The organism is Arthrobacter sp. SlRoot2-15 (genome assembly GCF_059739345.1).
On record NZ_AP046058.1, the window covers coordinates 2,032,516 to 2,052,374 of the forward strand.

17 protein-coding genes and 3 rRNA genes are annotated in these 19,859 nt (G+C 64.9%); 15 read left to right on the forward strand and 5 right to left on the reverse strand.

Annotated elements, in window-relative coordinates; translation table 11 throughout:
- Positions 1–435 precede the first annotated feature (435 nt).
- From AC6I9V_RS09290 to AC6I9V_RS09315, 6 genes are all read left to right on the forward strand, one after another.
- Entirely contained in the window at positions 436–1,458 is a 1,023-nt protein-coding gene (locus tag AC6I9V_RS09290; RefSeq protein WP_497900293.1) for an iron-siderophore ABC transporter substrate-binding protein, read from the forward strand.
- A gap of 10 nt (positions 1,459–1,468) precedes the next feature.
- Positions 1,469–2,545: a FecCD family ABC transporter permease gene (locus tag AC6I9V_RS09295; RefSeq protein ID WP_497899197.1), complete on the forward strand. Its 1,077-nt coding sequence runs from the start codon at positions 1,469–1,471 to the stop codon at positions 2,543–2,545.
- Between the two features lie 32 nt (positions 2,546–2,577).
- Entirely contained in the window at positions 2,578–3,600 is a 1,023-nt protein-coding gene (locus tag AC6I9V_RS09300) for a FecCD family ABC transporter permease (RefSeq protein ID WP_497899198.1), read from the forward strand.
- Between the two features lies 1 nt (position 3,601).
- Positions 3,602–4,459, forward strand: a complete 858-nt coding sequence (locus tag AC6I9V_RS09305) for an ABC transporter ATP-binding protein (protein WP_349412848.1) — start codon at positions 3,602–3,604, stop codon at positions 4,457–4,459.
- Entirely contained in the window at positions 4,456–5,526 is a 1,071-nt protein-coding gene (locus AC6I9V_RS09310) for a siderophore-interacting protein (RefSeq protein WP_497899199.1), read from the forward strand. Before AC6I9V_RS09305 ends, AC6I9V_RS09310 begins: the two co-directional genes overlap by 4 nt.
- Positions 5,527–5,606: 80 nt before the next feature.
- Entirely contained in the window at positions 5,607–6,431 is an 825-nt protein-coding gene (locus AC6I9V_RS09315) for an SGNH/GDSL hydrolase family protein (RefSeq protein WP_349412849.1), read from the forward strand.
- A gap of 1 nt (position 6,432) precedes the next feature.
- Here the strand turns inward: AC6I9V_RS09315 and AC6I9V_RS09320 are convergent, their stop codons facing one another.
- Positions 6,433–6,720 (reverse strand): YciI family protein, encoded by a 288-nt coding sequence (locus AC6I9V_RS09320; RefSeq protein WP_349412850.1) that lies wholly within the window; start codon positions 6,718–6,720, stop codon positions 6,433–6,435.
- A gap of 102 nt (positions 6,721–6,822) precedes the next feature.
- Here AC6I9V_RS09320 and AC6I9V_RS09325 point away from each other — a divergent pair, with 102 nt between their 5' ends.
- The 3 genes from AC6I9V_RS09325 to AC6I9V_RS09335 are packed head-to-tail and all read left to right on the forward strand — an operon-like array spanning position 6,823 to position 9,560.
- Positions 6,823–7,317 (forward strand): MarR family winged helix-turn-helix transcriptional regulator, encoded by a 495-nt coding sequence (locus tag AC6I9V_RS09325; RefSeq protein ID WP_349412851.1) that lies wholly within the window; start codon positions 6,823–6,825, stop codon positions 7,315–7,317.
- A 55-nt stretch (positions 7,318–7,372) separates the two neighbouring features.
- The gene (locus AC6I9V_RS09330; protein ID WP_497899200.1) at positions 7,373–8,134 is read left to right on the forward strand and encodes an SGNH/GDSL hydrolase family protein; all 762 of its coding nucleotides are present in this window, start codon (positions 7,373–7,375) and stop codon (positions 8,132–8,134) included.
- Positions 8,135–8,153: 19 nt separating this feature from the next.
- Positions 8,154–9,560, forward strand: a complete 1,407-nt coding sequence (locus AC6I9V_RS09335; RefSeq protein WP_497899202.1) for a GH1 family beta-glucosidase — start codon at positions 8,154–8,156, stop codon at positions 9,558–9,560.
- Here AC6I9V_RS09335 and AC6I9V_RS09340 read toward each other — a convergent pair.
- From AC6I9V_RS09340 to AC6I9V_RS09355, 4 genes are read right to left on the reverse strand one after another with little or no spacing between them, the layout of a single operon-like run.
- Positions 9,557–9,991: an FAD:protein FMN transferase gene (locus tag AC6I9V_RS09340; RefSeq protein WP_497900294.1), complete on the reverse strand. Its 435-nt coding sequence runs from the start codon at positions 9,989–9,991 to the stop codon at positions 9,557–9,559. The genes AC6I9V_RS09335 and AC6I9V_RS09340 overlap by 4 nt on opposite strands.
- The gene (locus AC6I9V_RS09345) at positions 9,937–10,362 is read right to left on the reverse strand and encodes an FAD:protein FMN transferase (RefSeq protein ID WP_497899203.1); all 426 of its coding nucleotides are present in this window, start codon (positions 10,360–10,362) and stop codon (positions 9,937–9,939) included. The genes AC6I9V_RS09340 and AC6I9V_RS09345 overlap by 55 nt, the downstream gene beginning before the upstream one ends.
- Entirely contained in the window at positions 10,346–10,888 is a 543-nt protein-coding gene (locus tag AC6I9V_RS09350; protein ID WP_349412855.1) for an FMN-binding protein, read from the reverse strand. The genes AC6I9V_RS09345 and AC6I9V_RS09350 overlap by 17 nt, the downstream gene beginning before the upstream one ends.
- Complete coding sequence (locus tag AC6I9V_RS09355; protein ID WP_349412856.1) at positions 10,885–12,237, reverse strand: ferredoxin reductase family protein; 1,353 nt, start codon at positions 12,235–12,237, stop codon at positions 10,885–10,887. Before AC6I9V_RS09355 ends, AC6I9V_RS09350 begins: the two co-directional genes overlap by 4 nt.
- Before the next feature lie 559 nt (positions 12,238–12,796).
- Here AC6I9V_RS09355 and rpmB point away from each other — a divergent pair.
- From rpmB to rrf, 6 genes are all read left to right on the forward strand, one after another.
- Entirely contained in the window at positions 12,797–13,033 is a 237-nt protein-coding gene (rpmB, locus tag AC6I9V_RS09360) for a 50S ribosomal protein L28 (protein ID WP_011693744.1), read from the forward strand.
- Positions 13,033–13,200: a 50S ribosomal protein L33 gene (gene rpmG, locus AC6I9V_RS09365; protein ID WP_056737121.1), complete on the forward strand. Its 168-nt coding sequence runs from the start codon at positions 13,033–13,035 to the stop codon at positions 13,198–13,200. Before rpmB ends, rpmG begins: the two co-directional genes overlap by 1 nt.
- Before the next feature lie 4 nt (positions 13,201–13,204).
- A complete protein-coding gene (gene rpsN / locus AC6I9V_RS09370; protein ID WP_043485315.1) occupies positions 13,205–13,510 on the forward strand; it encodes a 30S ribosomal protein S14 in 306 nt (101 codons plus the stop codon).
- A gap of 650 nt (positions 13,511–14,160) precedes the next feature.
- Positions 14,161–15,683, forward strand: a 16S ribosomal RNA gene (locus AC6I9V_RS09375).
- Positions 15,684–16,200: 517 nt separating this feature from the next.
- Positions 16,201–19,324 (forward strand): 23S ribosomal RNA (locus AC6I9V_RS09380).
- Between the two features lie 218 nt (positions 19,325–19,542).
- A 5S ribosomal RNA gene (gene rrf / locus AC6I9V_RS09385) occupies positions 19,543–19,659 on the forward strand.
- Together the 16S, 23S and 5S rRNA genes form the textbook arrangement of a ribosomal RNA operon.
- Positions 19,660–19,859 lie beyond the last annotated feature (200 nt).

The window sequence follows — 19,859 nt, forward strand, 5'->3', positions numbered from 1 at the left end:
ACTCCGGGTGAAATCGGGTGCTACCGCGGGATCAGGCCGCGGCGGTACCCGAGGGTCCGGGAAGGGCCGGCGACTGTGCGGCCGCGGTGCAGGCCAGAGCGGCCACCCCGCTAACCGCGGCAACAGTCATCTTGGCGATGCCCATGCTCACTCCCCATCAAAAAATTTCCAGGGCCGGTTCCGATTCGCCGGCCGCGCCCATCCTTGCAAACGTCCATGACGCGTGTCTAGTTTTCATGCCGTCGTCGGGACGCGCTCCAGCCGAAATAATTACGGTACCCAAACCTTTCGTAATTATGCGAAAGATAGGCTAGCCTTACTTAGGTTTGCATCACTTACCTAAGGAGTTCCGTGGCTTCCGCCGACTTCCCGCGCCCCTCCGGCCGCACCGCCCGCCGCCCCCGACCCCAGACCGCCGTACGGGCCGCCGCGCTCATTGCCGCCCTGGGCCTCGGCCTGACCGCGTGCTCCACCGGCCCGGCGTCGTCGACGGCGGCTGCCCCCGCCCCGGCCGCCGGCTCGGCGTTCCCGGTGACCATCAAGCACGTCTTCGGCGAGACGACCATCAAAAACCAGCCGCAGCGGGTCGTGACGGTTTCGTGGGTCAACGACGACGTCTCCCTCGCTCTCGGCGTGGTCCCGGCAGGAATGCCCAAAAACGAGTGGGGCGGCAACGCCAAGGGGTCCACGCCCTGGAAGGACGCAGCGCTGGACAAACTCGGCGCCGGGTTCGGATCGGGGAAGGCCCCGGCGCAGTACTCCGAGGCGGACGGCATCAACTTCACCGAGATCGCCAAGCTCAACCCGGACGTCATTCTCGGCGCCTACTCGGGCCTGACCGCGGAGGACTACAAAAAGCTCAGCGCAATCGCGCCCGTCGTAGCCCAGCCCGAGGTCGCTTACGGCACGTCGTGGCAGGATTCCACGGTCATGATCGGCAAGGCCCTGGGCAAGGAAAGGGAGGCGTCCAAGCTCATCGCCGACACCGAAGGAGCCATTAAGGACAAGGTCTCGCGGTACCCCCAGCTCGCGGGCAAGACCTTTATCTACGGCAACCTCGAGCCGGCTAAGAGCGACGGCATCAACATCTACACTGCCAATGACAACCGCCCGCGCTTCCTCAGCGAGATCGGCATGAAACTGGCCCCCGTCGTGGCGGAGAAGTCCGGGAACTCCAAGGAATTCTTCATCCCGTGGTCGGCCGAGAAGGCCAACGAACTCAGCTCGGACGTCTTCGTGAGCTGGGTCCCCGATGCGAAGGCAGCGGATTCCATCAAAGCCGACGCCCTGCTGGGCCAGATTCCGGCCGTCAAGAACGGCGCCCTCGTCGCCGATTCCGACAACACCCTGACGCTGTCCATCTCGGCGTCCTCCCCGCTGAGCCTGCCCTGGGCCTTGGACGCCTTCCTGCCGAAGCTGGCGGGCGCGGGGGACAAAGCTGCCGGCCCCGGAAAGTAGGACCCGTCCCATGAGCATGCCTGCGACGATGGCGCGCCTCCCAGCGCCCGCCGCCTTGGCGGCGCCGGGGGCACCGGCGCCGGCCGGCGCTTCGGGTGCCCGCCGGGCAGCCTGGCTGGTGGCCGCCGTCGTCGTACTGGGGCTCGTGGCCGCCGCGTCCCTGGCCGTTGGCGCCCGCGGCCTCAGTATCGGGACAGTGGGGCAGGCGCTGGCCGCGTTCAATCCGGACGACGGCGACCACGCCGTCGTCCATGCCCGGATCCCCCGCACCGTCCTTGGGCTGCTCGCGGGCGGGGCCCTTGGGCTCGCCGGGGCGGCGATGCAGGGGGTTGCCCGCAACCCGCTGGCTGACCCGGGGATCATCGGTGTCAACGCCGGCGCAGCCCTGGCCGTCGTCACCGGCATATATGTGTTTGGGATTTCCTCGCTGTCCGGATACATCTGGTTCGCGTTCCTCGGAGCCGCCGCGGCTGCCGCCCTCGTGTACGTCATCGCGTCGCTGGGCCGGGACGGTGCGACGCCGGTGAAGCTGGCCCTGGCCGGCGCCGCCCTGAGCGCGGGACTGTATTCACTCATGAACGTCATCCTGGTCTCGAGCCAGGACAGCCTGGACCGCTTCCGCTTCTGGCAGGTCGGCGGGATCGCCGGGCGTGACTGGTCCACGATCCACGCCGGGCTGCCCTTCCTGCTGCTCGGCACGGCCATTGTGCTTGGGGCGGGACGGAACCTCAACGGGCTCGCCCTGGGCGACGACGTCGCCAGCGGCCTCGGCCAGCGCGTGGGCCTGACCCGGGGTATCACCGCCCTGGGCGTCGTTCTGCTCTGCGGTTCGGCAACTGCGCTGGCGGGGCCCATCGGGTTCGTGGGGCTGGTGGTTCCGCATGCCGTCCGCTTCCTGACCGGCCCCGACTACCGCTGGATCCTGCCGTTCTCCCTGGTCCTGGCCCCCGTGCTGTTGCTCGCGGCCGACGTCGCCGGCCGGGTAATCCTGCTGCCGGGCGAGGTTCCGGCCGGAATTATGACGGCGCTTGCCGGTGCGCCGGTCTTCATCTGGCTGGTCCGCCGGAGCAAGGGGGCCGGACTGTGAGTGCCGCACCCGCAACCGGGAAGCCAGCCCGTATGCCCACCCGCACTGCTTTCCTGGCCCTCGCCGTGGTGGGCGTCTTCGCCGCAGCCGTGCTGCTGGGCAGCTACACCGTGACCATCCCGGACTTCTTCAGGATTCTGGCGGCGCACCTCACGGGCGGAGCCAAGATCCCGGGCGCAAGCTTCATCGTGATGGAAGACAAGCTGCCGCGCGCCGTGGTCGGTGGCCTGACCGGTGCGGCGTTCGGCCTCTCCGGCGCCCTGTTCCAGACGATGCTGCGCAACCCCCTGGCCAGCCCCGACGTGATCGGCATCAGCTACGGCGCCAGCGCTGCGGCCGTCGCGGCAATCGTGGTCTTCGGCGCCTCCGGGGCCGTCGTGTCGGTGGCGGCCCTCGCGGGGGCGCTCGGCGTCGCCGCCCTTATCTACGCAATTTCCCGGCGTGGCGCCCTCGGTGCGGCGGCAGGCCGCGGGGACGCGGCGGGCAACCGGCTGATCCTGGCCGGCGTGGGCATCGCGGCCGCCCTGCAGGCCGTTGTTAGTTTCCTCATGACCCGGGCGGACATCCGGACCGCTGCCGACGCGCTCGTCTGGCTCAACGGCTCGCTCAACGCCGCCAGTTGGGAGCGGGCCGGAGTCCTCGGCCTGGCCCTGCTCGTGCTGGTCCCCGGCGTGGCCGTCCTCGCCCTGCCGCTGCGCATCCTCGAACTCGGCGACGACACCGCGGCGGGCCTGGGCATCCGCGTCGGCCGCACCCGGCTCGCCGTCGTCGTGACCGCAGTGGGCCTGGCCGCCGTGGCAACCGCGGCGGCCGGACCCGTCGCCTTCGTGGCCTTCCTCGCTGGTCCGATCTCCCGCCGCGTTGTCAACAAGGCAAGCCTGCCGGCGGCCGCCCTGGCCGGGATGCTGATCGTGCTGGCCGCCGATTTCCTTGCGGCGAACCTCGCACCCCTCGTGCTCAGTGGGACCGTACTGCCCGTCGGCGTCGTTACCGGCGCGCTGGGTGCACCCTTCCTCCTGTGGCTCCTGGTCACCGCCAACCGAAAGGACGCCTGACATGGCCACCCTGCACGCCTCCGGCTTGACCCTGAAATATGACCAGCGGATAGTCCTTGAGGGGCTGAGCACCGAGATCCCCGAGGGCGAGGTGACCATGATCGTGGGCGCCAACGCCTGCGGAAAATCGACACTGCTCCGCGCCCTGTCCCGGCTGCTCAAGCCCGCGGCCGGCACGGTGAGCCTCGGCGGCAAGGACATCCACACGAGGCCAGCCCGCGAGGTGGCCCGCATCCTCGGGCTGCTTCCGCAGCATCCGACGGCGCCTGACGGCATCACCGTCCGGGACCTGGTGGGCCGCGGCCGCTTCCCGCACCAGAGCTTCTTCCGCGGCTGGTCCGGCGGAGCATCGCTGCAGGATGAGCGCGCCGTGCACGAGGCCATGTCCGCTACCGACACCCTGGGAATCGCCGACCGTACCGTCGATCAGCTCTCCGGCGGGCAGCGGCAGCGTGTATGGATCGCGATGGCCCTGGCCCAGGAAACCGAGGTGCTGCTGCTCGATGAACCCACCACCTACCTTGACCTCGCGCACCAGGTGGAAGTCCTGGACCTGCTGACGGACCTGAACCGCCGGCGGGGCACCACGGTGGCGATCGTGCTGCACGACCTCAATCTGGCCGCTCGCTACGCGGACCACATCATCGCCATGAAGAACGGCCGCATCGCCGCCGAGGGCGACGCCGGGACGGTCATCACGGAGTCCTTGGTCCGCGACGTCTTCGGGCTCGAGTCCAGGGTGGTGTCCGACCCTGTCTCCGGCACCCCGCTGATTGTCCCGCTCGGCCGCCACCACACCGCGCCCGCCCATGCATCGCCCGCCTCCGTACCGAACCCGCAGCTGGAGCTGATCCCATGACCGCAACGCGTCCCCCGTCCCCGGCTCCCGCGGCGGTGACGGCACTGCCCGCCGCCGAGCCCATGACCAGGGCATTCGACGTCCGCGTCACGGCCGTGGAACAGCTCAGCCCGAATTTCCGCCGGATCACCTTCGGCGGCTACTCGCTGCGCCACTTCGGCGTGCACGGAAACACCCTGGACCTGCGGATCAAGCTCATGATCCCCTCCCGGGCCGCCGACGGCACCGGCCTCCCGCTGCCCGAATTCCGGACCGAAAAGCCCGCCTGGTACAGCGAATGGCTGGCCCTGGACCCGGCTGTCCGGGGCGCCATGCGCACCTACACCGTGCGGCAGGCGCGCCTCGACTCCGTCTATCCGGAGATCGACGTCGACTTCGTGCTGCACTTCGACGCAGCCGGCAAGGGCGGCCCCGCCGCCGACTGGGCGGCCCGTGCCCGGCCGGGCGACGGGCTGGTCCTGATCGGGCCCAACAACCGGGCAGCGCACTGCGTCACGGCGGAAAGCTACGCCGGCATCGAATGGCGGCCGGGCCTGGCCCAAAGGGTGCTCCTGGCCGGCGATGAAACAGCGGTTCCCGCCATCGGCGCCATCCTCGAATGCCTCCCGCCGTACCTGAGCGGCCAGGCGCTGCTGGAGGTCCCCTCGCCCGCCGACTTCCAGGACCTCGGCTCGCCCGCCGACGTCGCCGTCACCTGGCTGGCCCGCAGTACGGCGAACGGGACCCGGCCGCGCGGCGAGCGCCTCCAGGCGGCCGTCCGCGCGGCCGTACCGCCGCCGGGCTGGGTGGGCGTCACCGCACCGGATCCCTCCGCCGGCCCGGAACCCGAGGACGTCAACGTGGACCTGGACATCCTCTGGGACACCCCGGCACGGCTGGATGCGGCGGCGCTCCGCACCGGCCGCAACCCGGGCAAACCGGCCGGCGCCCTCCCGTTCTACGCGTGGATCGCGGGCGAAGCTGGCACCGTCAAGGACCTGCGCCGCTACCTTGTGCGGGACGTGGGGATCGACAGGAAGCAGGTTGCGTTCATGGGGTACTGGCGGCAGGGGAAGGCGGAGCTCTAGGCCGTTTCCCGCGGAACCGCCGCACCGCTTGTGCCCCGGACGTTAACCCCGACGTCGTCCGGCGGCGCTACCGTGGCGCCATGGCCGAGAATCTCCTGACTCCGGGTCCGAACGGGCGGCGGGTCTTTGTTGCCCTCGGGGACTCCTTCACCGAGGGTGTGGGCGACCGCAGCAACAGGCTGCCCAACGGGGTCCGCGGCTGGGCCGACCGCGTGGCCGAGAAACTGGCGAAGGCGGACCCGGGGTGGGAGTACGCCAATCTCGCCATCCGCAGCAAGCGCCTGCGCCACATCATCGCGGAGCAGCTGGAACCGGCCTTGGCCATGGAACCGACCCTGGTTACCCTTTACGCCGGCGGGAACGACATCCTGGACTTCGGCACGGACATAGAAGACCTGATGGATGACTACGAGTACCTCGTCTCAAGGCTCGCCGCCAGCGGGGCCACCGTGGTGCTGTTCACGGGCTTCGACGTCAAGGTCTCGGTCCTGCTCGAACCGTTGAAGAGGCGCAACACCCTCTACAACCGGCGCGTCCGCGAGCTGGCCCACTGGTACGGCGCGGTGCTGGTCGACTACTGGTGCTTTGAGGCTTTCCACGATCCGCGAATGTGGGATACGGACCGGCTGCACATGTCCAAGGCCGGCCACAAGTACCTGGCCGCGCAGGTGCTGGACCATCTGGGCGTGCCGCACAACATCAGCCCCAAAGAATGGGAGCCGCCGGCCAGGCTCGGCCTGCGGGATTGGGAGCGGCGGCAGCGCCGCTGGGTGCACGACTGGGTGCTGCCCCTCTTTGGCCGCAAACTTCGCGGCGTCACGCTGGGAGACCAGCTCAACCCGCGGTGGCCCCAACCTGTGAAGGTCCCCCGCAAGGGCGGGCTGAAGAAGCTGCTGCCGGGGTGAGCTAGCTGTCCAGCAGGTTTTCGTACCCCGGTGCGACGCGGCTGGCGTGGAACTCCTCGACGTCGAATTCCGCCACGCCGTTGACGTAGAAGGGGTCTTGTTCCAGCGCAGCGTCCAGGTCGGCGCGGTCCGCGTTGGAGAGCAGGAGGGCGCCGGTGCGCGGGATCTTGCGGCCCGCCACCATAAAGACTCCGCGGTCGAAGGCATCCTGCAGCCAGGCGACATGCGCCGGCAGGTGGAAGTCGACGATCTCTTCAGGCACCTTGTAGGTCAGGGAGACTACGTACATAGCGTCAGCCTACCGCCTGCGCGGGGCGGCCCGGAGGGTACTTTGGCCGCCCGTACCGCGCCTGGTTGAACCCTCAAGCTTCGAGTCTCCTAGAATGGTGCCATGACCGAACCGCGCTGGCTTAACGCCGACGAACGCCGTGCCTGGCTGGCCCAGCTGAGCATCAACACGCTGCTGCCCGCCGCGCTGGACACGCAGCTGCACGCGGCCGGAAAGCTCTCGCTGTTCGACTACAACGTCCTGGCCATGCTGTCCGAGGCGGAGGGGCGCTACCTGCCCATGAGCGAACTCGCGGCACGCACCAGTGCCTCGCTGTCGCGGCTCTCGCACGTGGTGACCAAACTCCAAAACCGCGGCTGGCTGGAGCGCCGGCCGCACCCCGGCGACGCCCGCGTCACCACGGCACACCTCACCGACGCCGGCATGGCCACCATTGCGGGGCTCGCGCCGGGCCATGTGGAGGCCGTCCGGTCGCTCTTCCTGGACGCCCTCGATCCGGACGACGTCGCGGCCCTGGCCCGGATCGGCGAGAAGATCGTGTCCCGGCTCGACACCGACCACTGGATCCTGCGCGACAACACGCTTCCCCCCGCCTAGGGCAGCCCGCACGGTCCCTTGGTTGCTCTCAGCAACAGATGGCAAACTGGGGTCCATGGATTTCGCTGCCCGCTACGTTGCACTCGGAGACTCCTTCACGGAAGGAGTCGGCGACGATGATCCGGCCCGCCCCAACGGGGTACGCGGCTGGGCGGACCGCGTCGCCGAGCAGTTGGGCGCGGCCGACCCGGGCTTCGGCTACGCCAATCTCGCCATCCGCGGGCGGAAACTCCGCCAGATCATGGCCGAGCAGGTGGACGCCGCCGTCGCGCTGAACCCCACTCTGGTGACCATCTACGCCGGTGCGAATGACATCCTCCGTCCCAAAATCGACATCGATGACCTTCTGGTGGAATACGATGCGGGCATCCGCAAACTGAAGGCCACCGGCGCCACCGTGGTGATGTTCACCGGCTTCGACGCCCGCGGCTCCAAGGTTTTTGGGACCATGCGCGGCCGGACCGCGATCTACAACGAACTGGTCCGCGGCATCGCCGGCGATCACGGTGCCCTGCTGGTGGACTACTGGCGGTTCAGCGAGTACTACGACTGGGGCATGTGGGCCACCGACCGGATGCACATGTCCGCCGCCGGCCACGCCAACATGGCCAAGCGGGTCCTCACCGTGCTGGAGCACGAGCACTCGATCGACGTCCCGCCGATGACGCCGGTCCCGGAACTCAGCCGCTCCGAGGCGATCCGCGCGAACGCCCGCTGGGTGCGCGAATTCGCTGGCCCGTGGGTGGTGCGCCGCGTCACGGGAAAGTCCTCCGGCGACGGGCTGTCGCCGCGGTATCCTCAGCTCACCCGTCTTTAGCAACGCAAGGAGCAACAGGATGACCCGCAGCGCCCTCAGCTTCCCGGCCGGTTTCCTGTGGGGAGCCGCCACCGCCGCTTACCAGATCGAGGGCGCCGCACGGGAGGGAGGCCGCGGGGAATCCATCTGGGACGTCTTTTGCCGGGTGCCGGGGGCCGTCGCGGATGCCCAGAATGGCGGTGTCGCCTGCGACCACTACCACCGCACGGCCGAGGACATCGCGCTGATGAAGGACCTGAACCTGGCCGCCTACCGGTTCTCGATCTCCTGGGCCCGCTGCATGCCCGACGGCGTGACGCCGAATCCCGAAGGCATCGCGTTCTATTCGCGCCTGGTCGATCAGCTGCTCGACGCCGGCATCACACCCTGGGTCACCCTGTACCACTGGGACCTGCCGCAGGCGCTGGAAGATAAGGGCGGCTGGGCGTCACGGGAAACCGCCGAGCGTTTTGCCGCCTACGCCGCTCTCATGCACGAGGCGCTCGGGGACCGGGTGCGGATCTGGACCACCCTCAACGAACCCTGGGTCTCCGCGTTCCTGGGTTACGCCGCAGGCATCCACGCCCCGGGACGTCGGGAGCCCGCCGCGGCGCTCGCAGCTGTCCACCACCTGCTGCTGGGCCACGGACTGGCCGTCCGCGAGCTCCGCCGGCGGGATCCGGAGGCGACGCTGGGCATCACCTTGAACCTGACGGTGGCCGATCCTGCCGATCCGGACCGGGAGGGGGACGTGGACGCGGCCCGCAGGGTGGACGGACAGTCGAACCGGCTGTTCCTGGACCCGATCTTCCGCGGCGAATACCCGGCGGACGTGCTGGCCGACGTCGCGCACCTCGGCATGGCCGACGTCGTCCGGCCGGGGGACCTCGACGTGATTTCGGCACCCGTCGACGTGCTGGGCGTCAATTACTACCACGGGGACGCCTTCACCACCGACCCCGAGCCGCGGCCGGCGCAGCCGGCGTCCCCGCTGGTTGCGGCCGACGGCGTCCGGCAGGTGCCGCGCGGCCTGCCCGTCACCGGGATGGGCTGGGAGGTGCAGCCCGAGGGCCTCCGCTGGCTGCTGAACCGGCTGCAGCGCGAGTACACCGGCCCGGCCGGGATCCCGATCTACATCACGGAAAACGGCGCCGCCTTCGAGGACGTTCCGGATGCCCGGGGATTCGTCGATGACCGTGCACGGCTTGCCTTCTTCGACGAGCATCTGCGGGCCCTGCACGCGTCGTTGGCCGACGGCGTGGACGTCCGTGGCTACTTCGCCTGGTCCCTGCTGGACAACTTCGAATGGGCCTTCGGCTACCACCAGCGCTTCGGGCTGGTCCGGGTGGACTACGACACCCAGCGCCGCATCCCGAAGGCCAGCGGCCTGTGGTACTCCCGCGTCGCCGCGTCCAACGCCCTGACGGCGATGGACGAATCAGCCTAGGCGCGGAATCCCTGCGTCGCGAGGATGCCGCCGTCGTTCCGGATGGCAAGAACCTCAACGTCCCAGCCGCTGGTGGCCCGGTTGAGCATGGGAACCCCGCCAGCCACGACGGCCGTCGCGAGCACATCGGCGGTGACGATGTCCGCCGCGGCGACCGAGACCTGCCGGAATGCGCTGACCCCGGCGCCGCTGGTCCAGATGTGGTCGCCGCGCTCGGCGGAACCTGAGGTGGCCAGCGCCCCCACGCCCGTGCCGCCGCCGAGCGGGTAGGCGGCGATCAAGGTCGTGCGGTCCTCCGGGTCGACGATCCCGGCCTGCCAGGAGGCCCGGCTGCCGGCGATGGGCGAACCGGTAGCGAGGACATCGCCGCCGGCGTTCAGGCACCAGTCGCCGAGCCCCAGCGACTGCAGGGCGGCTCCGGCTTCTTTGATCGCGAAGCCCTTGACAGCCCGGACAGGTCCGGAACGCCGTCCGGCCGTTCCGGCGTGAAGGCGCCCTCGGTCAGGAGCCGCCATTGGGCGGCCTCGGCATAGCGGTCCCGGAAGTCCTGTGAGGCCGCCCGCAGCGTCAATTCCCTGCGGGCAAGCCTGCTGGCCTCGGATTCCGTCCGGTACAGGCTGAAACGTGCGTCGAGTTCCTGGAACAGCCGTTCGACGGCGCCGGTGGCGTCCGTGAGTGCCTCCTCTGCCGCAGCTGACCGCTCGCCCGGAGCAACCGGCACGGTGAGGCTGATGACGGTTCCCATGCAGCGGAAGGTCTTTGCCTTCAGCTGCGGGACCTCAAGGTCAGAGGTGGGCTGCATCAAGGGCTGCCTGGAGCGAGGTCAGATAGGCGGAGCTGGTGACGGTGGCGCCGCTGATGGTCTGGACCTTGGCCGATTGGGCCTTGAGGACCGCCGCGCGCAGCAGCGGCGCGGCGCGGTTGCTGATCTGCACCGACTTCCGGTCGTCATCGGTGAGCTGCAGGGCGGTGACGTCGGTAATGGTGCCGGCGCTGACACTGATCTGCACCTGCACCGCGCCGAAGCGGGTCTGTACAACCTTGCCGGCAAAGGTACCGGCCGCGTTCGAGCCGGTGCCCGAGGAACCGGACGAGCCGGTGGACCCGGAGGCAGCTGCGGAACTCCCCGCCGACCCGCTCGAGCCCTTGCTGCTTGACCCGGATCCCGACCCCGTGGTGCCGGTGGTCCCGGTGCCAGTGGCCCCGGCGGGGCCGGCCGTGGTGCCGGTTGCGCTGGCCGTGTCCGCCACGTGGGTTCCCGACTGCCAGCCGGCCACCAGGATCCCGGCGGAGGCCAGGGTTGCTGAAACTATTGCGCGGATTCTCACCAGTCGAACCTTTCGTAGTGGAGTTGCTCTTCCCGCACGCCGGCCCGGCGTGCGTCATCGAGGACGTTGCGGGCCCATCCGGCCGGCCCGCAGACGTAGACGTCGGCGTCGGCCAGGTTGGGCGCGTAGCTTGCCAGCCGGTAGCCGGCGCGCGCCTCGCTCTCCGGCAGCCAGGTCTGCGCTCCCCGGGGCCGGCGCCCGGTCAGGTGGAACAAGGTGGCGCCGCGGCGCTGGCAGAGCTCGAGGATCTCGTCGCCGAGGTACAGCCCGGACGTGCTGTGGCCGCGGAGAATGACGGTGGCGTCCCCCGGCTCGAACGGAGTCCGCTCCAGCAGGGCGCGGATGGGGGTGATGCCGATGCCGGCGCCGATCATGACCACGTGCCGGCGGCTGCGGGCCGCGGTGCTGAACAGCCCGTAGGGTCCTTCGACCGCAACCCGGGTGCCGGGCTTCAGCCTCGCCAGCGCCGCCGAGCCCTGGCCGAGGTTGCGGACCGTGATCCGCAACCGCCCGCCGCCGTCGGCGTCCACCTGCAGCGGCTCCGCGGAGAGGCTGAACGGATGCGGGTGCCACCACTGCCCGGGGGCCAGGAACCGCCAAATAAAGAACCGGCCGCCGCTGCCGGACAGCTCGTCGAGGTGCCGGCCCGCCATTTCGATGCTGACCGCCCCATGGCCCACGGCCACCACCCGGCTGACGCGCAGCTGGTGCCGGAGCGTGGCCACGACCGGCTCGAGGACCCGGTAGTGCACCAGCGCCGCCCCGGTGCCGATGCAGACCGCAAGCCAGTACCAGCGCTGCCAGGTGCCCTCGGCAAAGAGGCCGCCGACGCTGAACTGGTGGGGCAGTGACGTCAGCACCGCGGCGTAGGTCAGCAGGTGGACGGCGTACCAGAACTCATAGGGAAAACGACGGCGGACGGCCACCAGCGAGGTCACGACGACGGCGATGAACAACGCCAGCGAAACGAACGCGAGCCACATGTCGGGCACGAGGACCCACAGGGCCACCGCTTCGCTGACCGGGTCGAGCCCTTCGGCCAGTCCGTAGCCGGTCGCGAGCAGGACGCCGTGTGCCAGCAGGAGGTAGAGGGAGGGTTTTCCGAGTTTGCGGTGGAATTCAAGGGCGCGGTCATGGCCCACGGCGCCGTCGATGATCGGCAGGCGGGCCGCGAGGAGCAGCATCAGCAGGACCAGGTCCATCCCGGCGAGACCGGCCACGATCCCCGGTGCCGTGATGGCTCCGGCAACGCTTGAGAAGCCCGCGGCACTGCCGTCGGCGAGCCACAAGGCCACGGCCCCGGCCACGGAGGTCCAGGCAATCACCGTCAGGAGGTCTGCTTGAATCATCCGCCGGCGGTGTTGTCCCTTGAAAGCGTTACCGGGGGCCCGTCGGACCGCGGGGCGCACGGCGGTCTGGGTTGATGTGTTCATGCATCCAAGACTCTGCCCGGTGCCTATCATTTTGCTGTGAAAGGACTGCGCCCCTGTTATGACTTCGCTGCGGGGGCCGCCGCCGCTTATACACCCCGGAGACCCGGATTGGTCTTTAATTCGCCAAACTCGTAGACTTGGTAGGCGCTAGGTGGCGCGGAGCGTGTGCAATTGCTCCGGTTGGCGGGAAAGTCTGCGAAATCAGGCTCTTCCGGTGGCCGGTAGTTAGGGGCTCAAGTTGCGTGCACTCCTGTATTCGCCCAGTTTCCGGGCACTCCGCGGTGGCTACCTCAAAGGTTTCCTCCGCCCCGTGCCCGAGACCCACAATCGTCGCCGCAGTGATGACTGCAACCGGTTCAGCCGGCTGCCGCAGCACCGCCGGACGCATGTGGGAGCTGGATACGGACGCTGCCGATCGCACGGTTACGCGGAACTCCGCCGACCGTTTCATTTTATTTTCACGAGGAGAGTCGTCATGGCAGCACACTGCCAGGTGACCGGAGCCGAGCCGGGCTTTGGACACAGCATTTCGCACTCGCACCGCCGCAACAAGCGCCGGTTCGACCCGAACATCCAGAAGAAGCGCTACTGGGTTCCGTCCCTGCGCCGTAATGTCACCCTGCAGGTCTCTGCACGTGGCATCAAGACCATCGACGTACGCGGCATCGACGTAGTCGTCGCCGCCATCCTGGCACGAGGAGTGAAGCTCTAGTGGCAAAGGACAAGGACGTACGTCCGATCATCAAGCTCAAGTCGACCGCGGGCACGGGTTACACCTACGTGACGCGCAAGAACCGTCGTAACGACCCGGACCGTATGGTCCTTCGGAAGTACGATCCCAAAATCCGCCAGCACGTCGAATTCCGAGAGGAGCGCTAAACACATGGCTAAGAAGTCAATGATCGCTAAGAACGAACAGCGTAAAGTCATCGTCGAGCGTTACGCTGCAAAGCGCCTCGAACTGAAGAAGGCTCTGGTTGACCCCAACTCAACCGATGAAGCACGCGAAGCCGCACGCCTCGGCCTGCAGAAGCTGCCCCGCAACGCCTCGCCGGTCCGCCTGCGTAACCGCGACATCATCGACGGCCGCCCCCGCGGTACGTTCCAGAAGTTCGGTATCTCCCGTGTTCGCTTCCGCGACATGGCTCACCGCGGTGAGCTCCCGGGCATCACGAAGTCTTCCTGGTAATTCAGTACTCCTGAATCCAGTGGCTTGAAGAAGGGCCGGCACCCGTTTGGGTGCCGGCCCTTACCGCGTTAAGGGCCGTGCCCGCCGTGCGGCTTTCATCGGAGGCGCTGCGGTGACGGAGCACACACGCCAACATTCGACGCCGGCTGCCCCGGTAAGGGCGTTGGCGGCCAGATTAGGCCCGTCTTTCCGCGGATCTTCGTGCCAGGGGGGCCGATTTGTTTGGGGTCGGGTTGGTGTGTAAAGTAGTTCGAGTCGCCGCCGCTGATGCGGAGAGATAGCGACCGACCCCCTTCTAAACGGCCTGGAAAATGGTTCGCATCTTTGCGTGCTGATGACCGGGCGGGGACCTTCTTGGGAGAATGTGATTCGCGGAAATGCGAATTTGCGAATACTCCCGGGTTCGGGTAAGTTTGAAAAGTTGCTCCGGAGCGATCCTTGACCGAATTGATGGTTGTGGTGGTGCCGGGTGTGTCTGTTGTTTGAGAACTCAATAGTGTGCCAAGTTTGTTGATACCAATTTATTGTATTGAATTGGTTGAATTTGCCGGGCCCGCCACCCCGTGGTGTGGTCTGGTGTTTTTAGCTGGTTTCAAATTTTGTGCAGTGTTTGTTCCCGTTTTCCCGGGGGCGGATGCTGTGTCTGTTCTTCAACGGAGAGTTTGATCCTGGCTCAGGATGAACGCTGGCGGCGTGCTTAACACATGCAAGTCGAACGATGAACCTCACTTGTGGGGGGATTAGTGGCGAACGGGTGAGTAACACGTGAGTAACCTGCCCTTAACTCTGGGATAAGCCTGGGAAACTGGGTCTAATACCGGATATGACTCCTCATCGCATGGTGGGGGGTGGAAAGCTTTTTGTGGTTTTGGATGGACTCGCGGCCTATCAGCTTGTTGGTGAGGTAATGGCTCACCAAGGCGACGACGGGTAGCCGGCCTGAGAGGGTGACCGGCCACACTGGGACTGAGACACGGCCCAGACTCCTACGGGAGGCAGCAGTGGGGAATATTGCACAATGGGCGCAAGCCTGATGCAGCGACGCCGCGTGAGGGATGACGGCCTTCGGGTTGTAAACCTCTTTCAGTAGGGAAGAAGCGAAAGTGACGGTACCTGCAGAAGAAGCGCCGGCTAACTACGTGCCAGCAGCCGCGGTAATACGTAGGGCGCAAGCGTTATCCGGAATTATTGGGCGTAAAGAGCTCGTAGGCGGTTTGTCGCGTCTGCCGTGAAAGTCCGGGGCTCAACTCCGGATCTGCGGTGGGTACGGGCAGACTAGAGTGATGTAGGGGAGACTGGAATTCCTGGTGTAGCGGTGAAATGCGCAGATATCAGGAGGAACACCGATGGCGAAGGCAGGTCTCTGGGCATTAACTGACGCTGAGGAGCGAAAGCATGGGGAGCGAACAGGATTAGATACCCTGGTAGTCCATGCCGTAAACGTTGGGCACTAGGTGTGGGGGACATTCCACGTTTTCCGCGCCGTAGCTAACGCATTAAGTGCCCCGCCTGGGGAGTACGGCCGCAAGGCTAAAACTCAAAGGAATTGACGGGGGCCCGCACAAGCGGCGGAGCATGCGGATTAATTCGATGCAACGCGAAGAACCTTACCAAGGCTTGACATGAACCGGTAATACCTGGAAACAGGTGCCCCGCTTGCGGTCGGTTCACAGGTGGTGCATGGTTGTCGTCAGCTCGTGTCGTGAGATGTTGGGTTAAGTCCCGCAACGAGCGCAACCCTCGTTCCATGTTGCCAGCGCGTAATGGCGGGGACTCATGGGAGACTGCCGGGGTCAACTCGGAGGAAGGTGGGGACGACGTCAAATCATCATGCCCCTTATGTCTTGGGCTTCACGCATGCTACAATGGCCGGTACAAAGGGTTGCGATACTGTGAGGTGGAGCTAATCCCAAAAAGCCGGTCTCAGTTCGGATTGGGGTCTGCAACTCGACCCCATGAAGTCGGAGTCGCTAGTAATCGCAGATCAGCAACGCTGCGGTGAATACGTTCCCGGGCCTTGTACACACCGCCCGTCAAGTCACGAAAGTTGGTAACACCCGAAGCCGGTGGCCTAACCCCTTGTGGGAGGGAGCTGTCGAAGGTGGGACTGGCGATTGGGACTAAGTCGTAACAAGGTAGCCGTACCGGAAGGTGCGGCTGGATCACCTCCTTTCTAAGGAGCACCTACAATGCTCATCACCGGACGCATGTCCTGTGGTGGTGTTGTCAGGAGTACGCCCGTTGCGCAGACGATTGTTCTGCGGCGGGTGCTCACGGGTGGAATATCAACAAATAGCGGCCGCTGCGTTTTCTCCGGCACCCAGTACGGAACCACCCTTGTGTGGTTCCTGGAACGGTGTTTGAGGGTACGGGCGGTTTAGTGTTTGGCACACTGTTGGGTCCTGAGACAACAGGACCGGGGGTGACCCCGGGACTTGTGTTTCTGGTTTCCCGGCTGCGACGAACACGCACTGTATGGGTCCTTTTGGGGGCCTAAGTGTGTGGGGTGTGTGGTACGGGGTTGTTGTTTGAGAACTACATAGTGGACGCGAGCATCTTTTATAAGAAGCAATTTCCAAGAATTATGAACCTGGATCTGGCTGCGCGTGATGGTGTCACTCCTTTTGGGGTGGTGTTGTTGGGTGTGGTTGGTTTCGTGGTTCTCTCGAAATTACTCCTTGATCTTTTGTGGTCAAGTTTTTAAGAGCACACGGTGGATGCCTTGGCATTAGGAGCCGAAGAAGGACGTAGGAATCTGCGATAAGCCTGGGGGAGTCGATAACCGGACTGTGATCCCAGGGTGTCCGAATGGGGAAACCCCGCCAGACGCGCGAGTGATCTGGTGACCCGCATCTGAACACATAGGGTGCGTGGAGGGAACGCGGGGAAGTGAAACATCTCAGTACCCGCAGGAAGAGAAAACAATAGTGATTCCGTTAGTAGTGGCGAGCGAACGCGGATCAGGCTAAACCGTTCCATGTGTGATAGCCGGCGGGCGTTGCATGGTCGGGGTTGTGGGACTTTCCGTTCTGTCTCTGCCGGGACAGTGGGGTGAGAGCATGTGCATAGGTGAACGGTCTTGAAAGGCCGGCCAGAGAGGGTGTGAGCCCCGTAACCGAAATGTTGTGTGCCGCCTGGGAAGTATCCCAAGTAGCACGGGGCCCGAGAAATCCCGTGCGAATCTGTCAGGACCACCTGATAAGCCTAAATACTCCCTAATGACCGATAGCGGACCAGTACCGTGAGGGAAAGGTGAAAAGTACCCCGGGAGGGGAGTGAAACAGTACCTGAAACCGTGTGCTTACAATCCGTCGGAGCAGCCTTGTAGTTGTGACGGCGTGCCTTTTGAAGAATGAGCCTGCGAGTTAGTGTTACGTCGCGAGGTTAACCCGTGTGGGGAAGCCGTAGCGAAAGCGAGTCTGAACAGGGCGTTGCAGTGGCGTGATCTAGACCCGAAGCGAAGTGATCTACCCATGGCCAGGTTGAAGCGACGGTAAGACGTCGTGGAGGACCGAACCCACTTCAGTTGAAAATGGAGGGGATGAGCTGTGGGTAGGGGTGAAAGGCCAATCAAACTTCGTGATAGCTGGTTCTCCCCGAAATGCATTTAGGTGCAGCGTTGCGTGTTTCTTACCGGAGGTAGAGCTACTGGATGGCTAATGGGCCCTACAAGGTTACTGACGTCAGCCAAACTCCGAATGCCGGTAAGTGAGAGCGCAGCAGTGAGACTGTGGGGGATAAGCTTCATAGTCGAGAGGGAAACAGCCCAGACCACCAACTAAGGCCCCTAAGCGTGTGCTAAGTGGGAAAGGATGTGGAGTTGCGAAGACAACCAGGAGGTTGGCTTAGAAGCAGCCATCCTTAAAAGAGTGCGTAATAGCTCACTGGTCAAGTGATTCCGCGCCGACAATGTAGCGGGGCTCAAGTACACCGCCGAAGTTGTGGCATTCAGATATTAGCTAAGCCCTTGTGGTTCAGGCGTCTGGATGGGTAGGGGAGCGTCGTGTGGGCAGTGAAGTCGCGGTGGAAACCAGCGGTGGAGCCTACACGAGTGAGAATGCAGGCATGAGTAGCGAAAGACGGGTGAGAAACCCGTCCGCCGAATGATCAAGGGTTCCAGGGTCAAGCTAATCTGCCCTGGGTAAGTCGGGACCTAAGGCGAGGCCGACAGGCGTAGTCGATGGACAACGGGTTGATATTCCCGTACCGGCGAAAAACCGCCCATGCTGAACAGGGGATACTAACCGCCCGAGACCTGCCCGACCGTCCTTTGGATGGAAGGGTTTTGGTGGAGCGCGGGACCTGATCCTGGGAGGCAAGCGTATTAACAGGTGTGACGCAGGAAGGTAGCCGAGCCGGGCGATGGTTGTCCCGGTCTAAGGATGTAGGGCGAACGGTAGGCAAATCCGCCGTTCATGATGCCTGAGACCCGACGGGACCCCCGTATGGGGGGATTCGGTGATCCTATGCTGCCTAGAAAAGCATCGACGCGAGGTTTTAGCCGCCCGTACCCCAAACCGACACAGGTGATCAGGTAGAGAATACTAAGGCGATCGAGAGAATTATGGTTAAGGAACTCGGCAAAATGCCCCCGTAACTTCGGGAGAAGGGGGGCCCCTATCGTGATGGACACTGGCTGTCCGGAGCGTGCAGGGGCCGCAGAGACCAGGGGGAAGCGACTGTTTACTAAAAACACAGGTCCGTGCGAAGTCGCAAGACGATGTATACGGACTGACTCCTGCCCGGTGCTGGAAGGTTAAGAGGACCGGTTAGCCGCAAGGCGAAGCTGAGAATTTAAGCCCCAGTAAACGGCGGTGGTAACTATAACCATCCTAAGGTAGCGAAATTCCTTGTCGGGTAAGTTCCGACCTGCACGAATGGAGTAACGACTTCCCCGCTGTCTCAACCATAAACTCGGCGAAATTGCAGTACGAGTAAAGATGCTCGTTACGCGCAGCAGGACGGAAAGACCCCGAGACCTTTACTATAGTTTGGTATTGGTGTTCGGAGTGGCTTGTGTAGGATAGGTGGGAGACGTTGAAGCCCGGACGCCAGTTCGGGTGGAGTCATCGTTGAAATACCACTCTGGTCACTTTGGACATCTAACTTCGGCCCGTAATCCGGGTCAGGGACAGTGCCTGATGGGTAGTTTAACTGGGGCGGTTGCCTCCTAAAAAGTAACGGAGGCGCCCAAAGGTTCCCTCAGCCTGGTTGGCAATCAGGTGTCGAGTGTAAGTGCACAAGGGAGCTTGACTGTGAGAGAGACATCTCGAGCAGGGACGAAAGTCGGGACTAGTGATCCGGCGGTACATTGTGGAATGGCCGTCGCTCAACGGATAAAAGGTACCTCGGGGATAACAGGCTGATCTTGCCCAAGAGTCCATATCGACGGCATGGTTTGGCACCTCGATGTCGGCTCGTCGCATCCTGGGGCTGGAGTAGGTCCCAAGGGTTGGGCTGTTCGCCCATTAAAGCGGTACGCGAGCTGGGTTTAGAACGTCGTGAGACAGTTCGGTCCCTATCCGCTGCGCGCGCAGGAAATTTGAGAAGGGCTGTCCTTAGTACGAGAGGACCGGGACGGACGAACCTCTGGTGTGTCAGTTGTACTGCCAAGTGCACCGCTGATTAGCTACGTTCGGATGGGATAACCGCTGAAAGCATCTAAGCGGGAAGCTCGCTTCGAGATGAGATTTCCATACACCTTGCGTGTGAGAGGCCCCCAGCCAGACCACTGGGTTGATAGGCCGGATGTGGAAGCGAGGACTAACGACTCGTGAAGCTGACCGGTACTAATAGGCCGATAACTTACACCACACACCCCCCGGGCAAACGGATTCAAAAGCGTTTGCCACCAACGGGCGGTACAAAGAAACAAGACTGCTTGCGTCCACTATGTGGTTCCCAAACAACAAACCCGTTGCTTGGCGAACCGATAACTGAATAACAACACCACAACTGCACCAAGTGCAGCGAACATGTTGTAACCACCAGATTTCCCACCCCAGGCCCCGGCCAGGGTGCGGACACAGGGTTACGGCGGTCATAGCGTGGGGGAAACGCCCGGTCCCATTCCGAACCCGGAAGCTAAGACCCACAGCGCCGATGGTACTGCACCCGGGAGGGTGTGGGAGAGTAGGTCACCGCCGGACAACCATTAGGTCGAGAGCCTCCAACCACCAGGTTGGAGGCTCTCCACCTTTAACCACAAAACGTCCCAGCGCCGTTGGCCGCACCCCTCCAGACCTGGAGCAGCGTTGGGTGGGAAGCCGCCAGACCTGCGGGAGCGTCGGGTGGGAAGCCGCCAGACCTGCAGGGGCGTCGGGAGTGGGCCGCGAAGATCGGCGTCGGA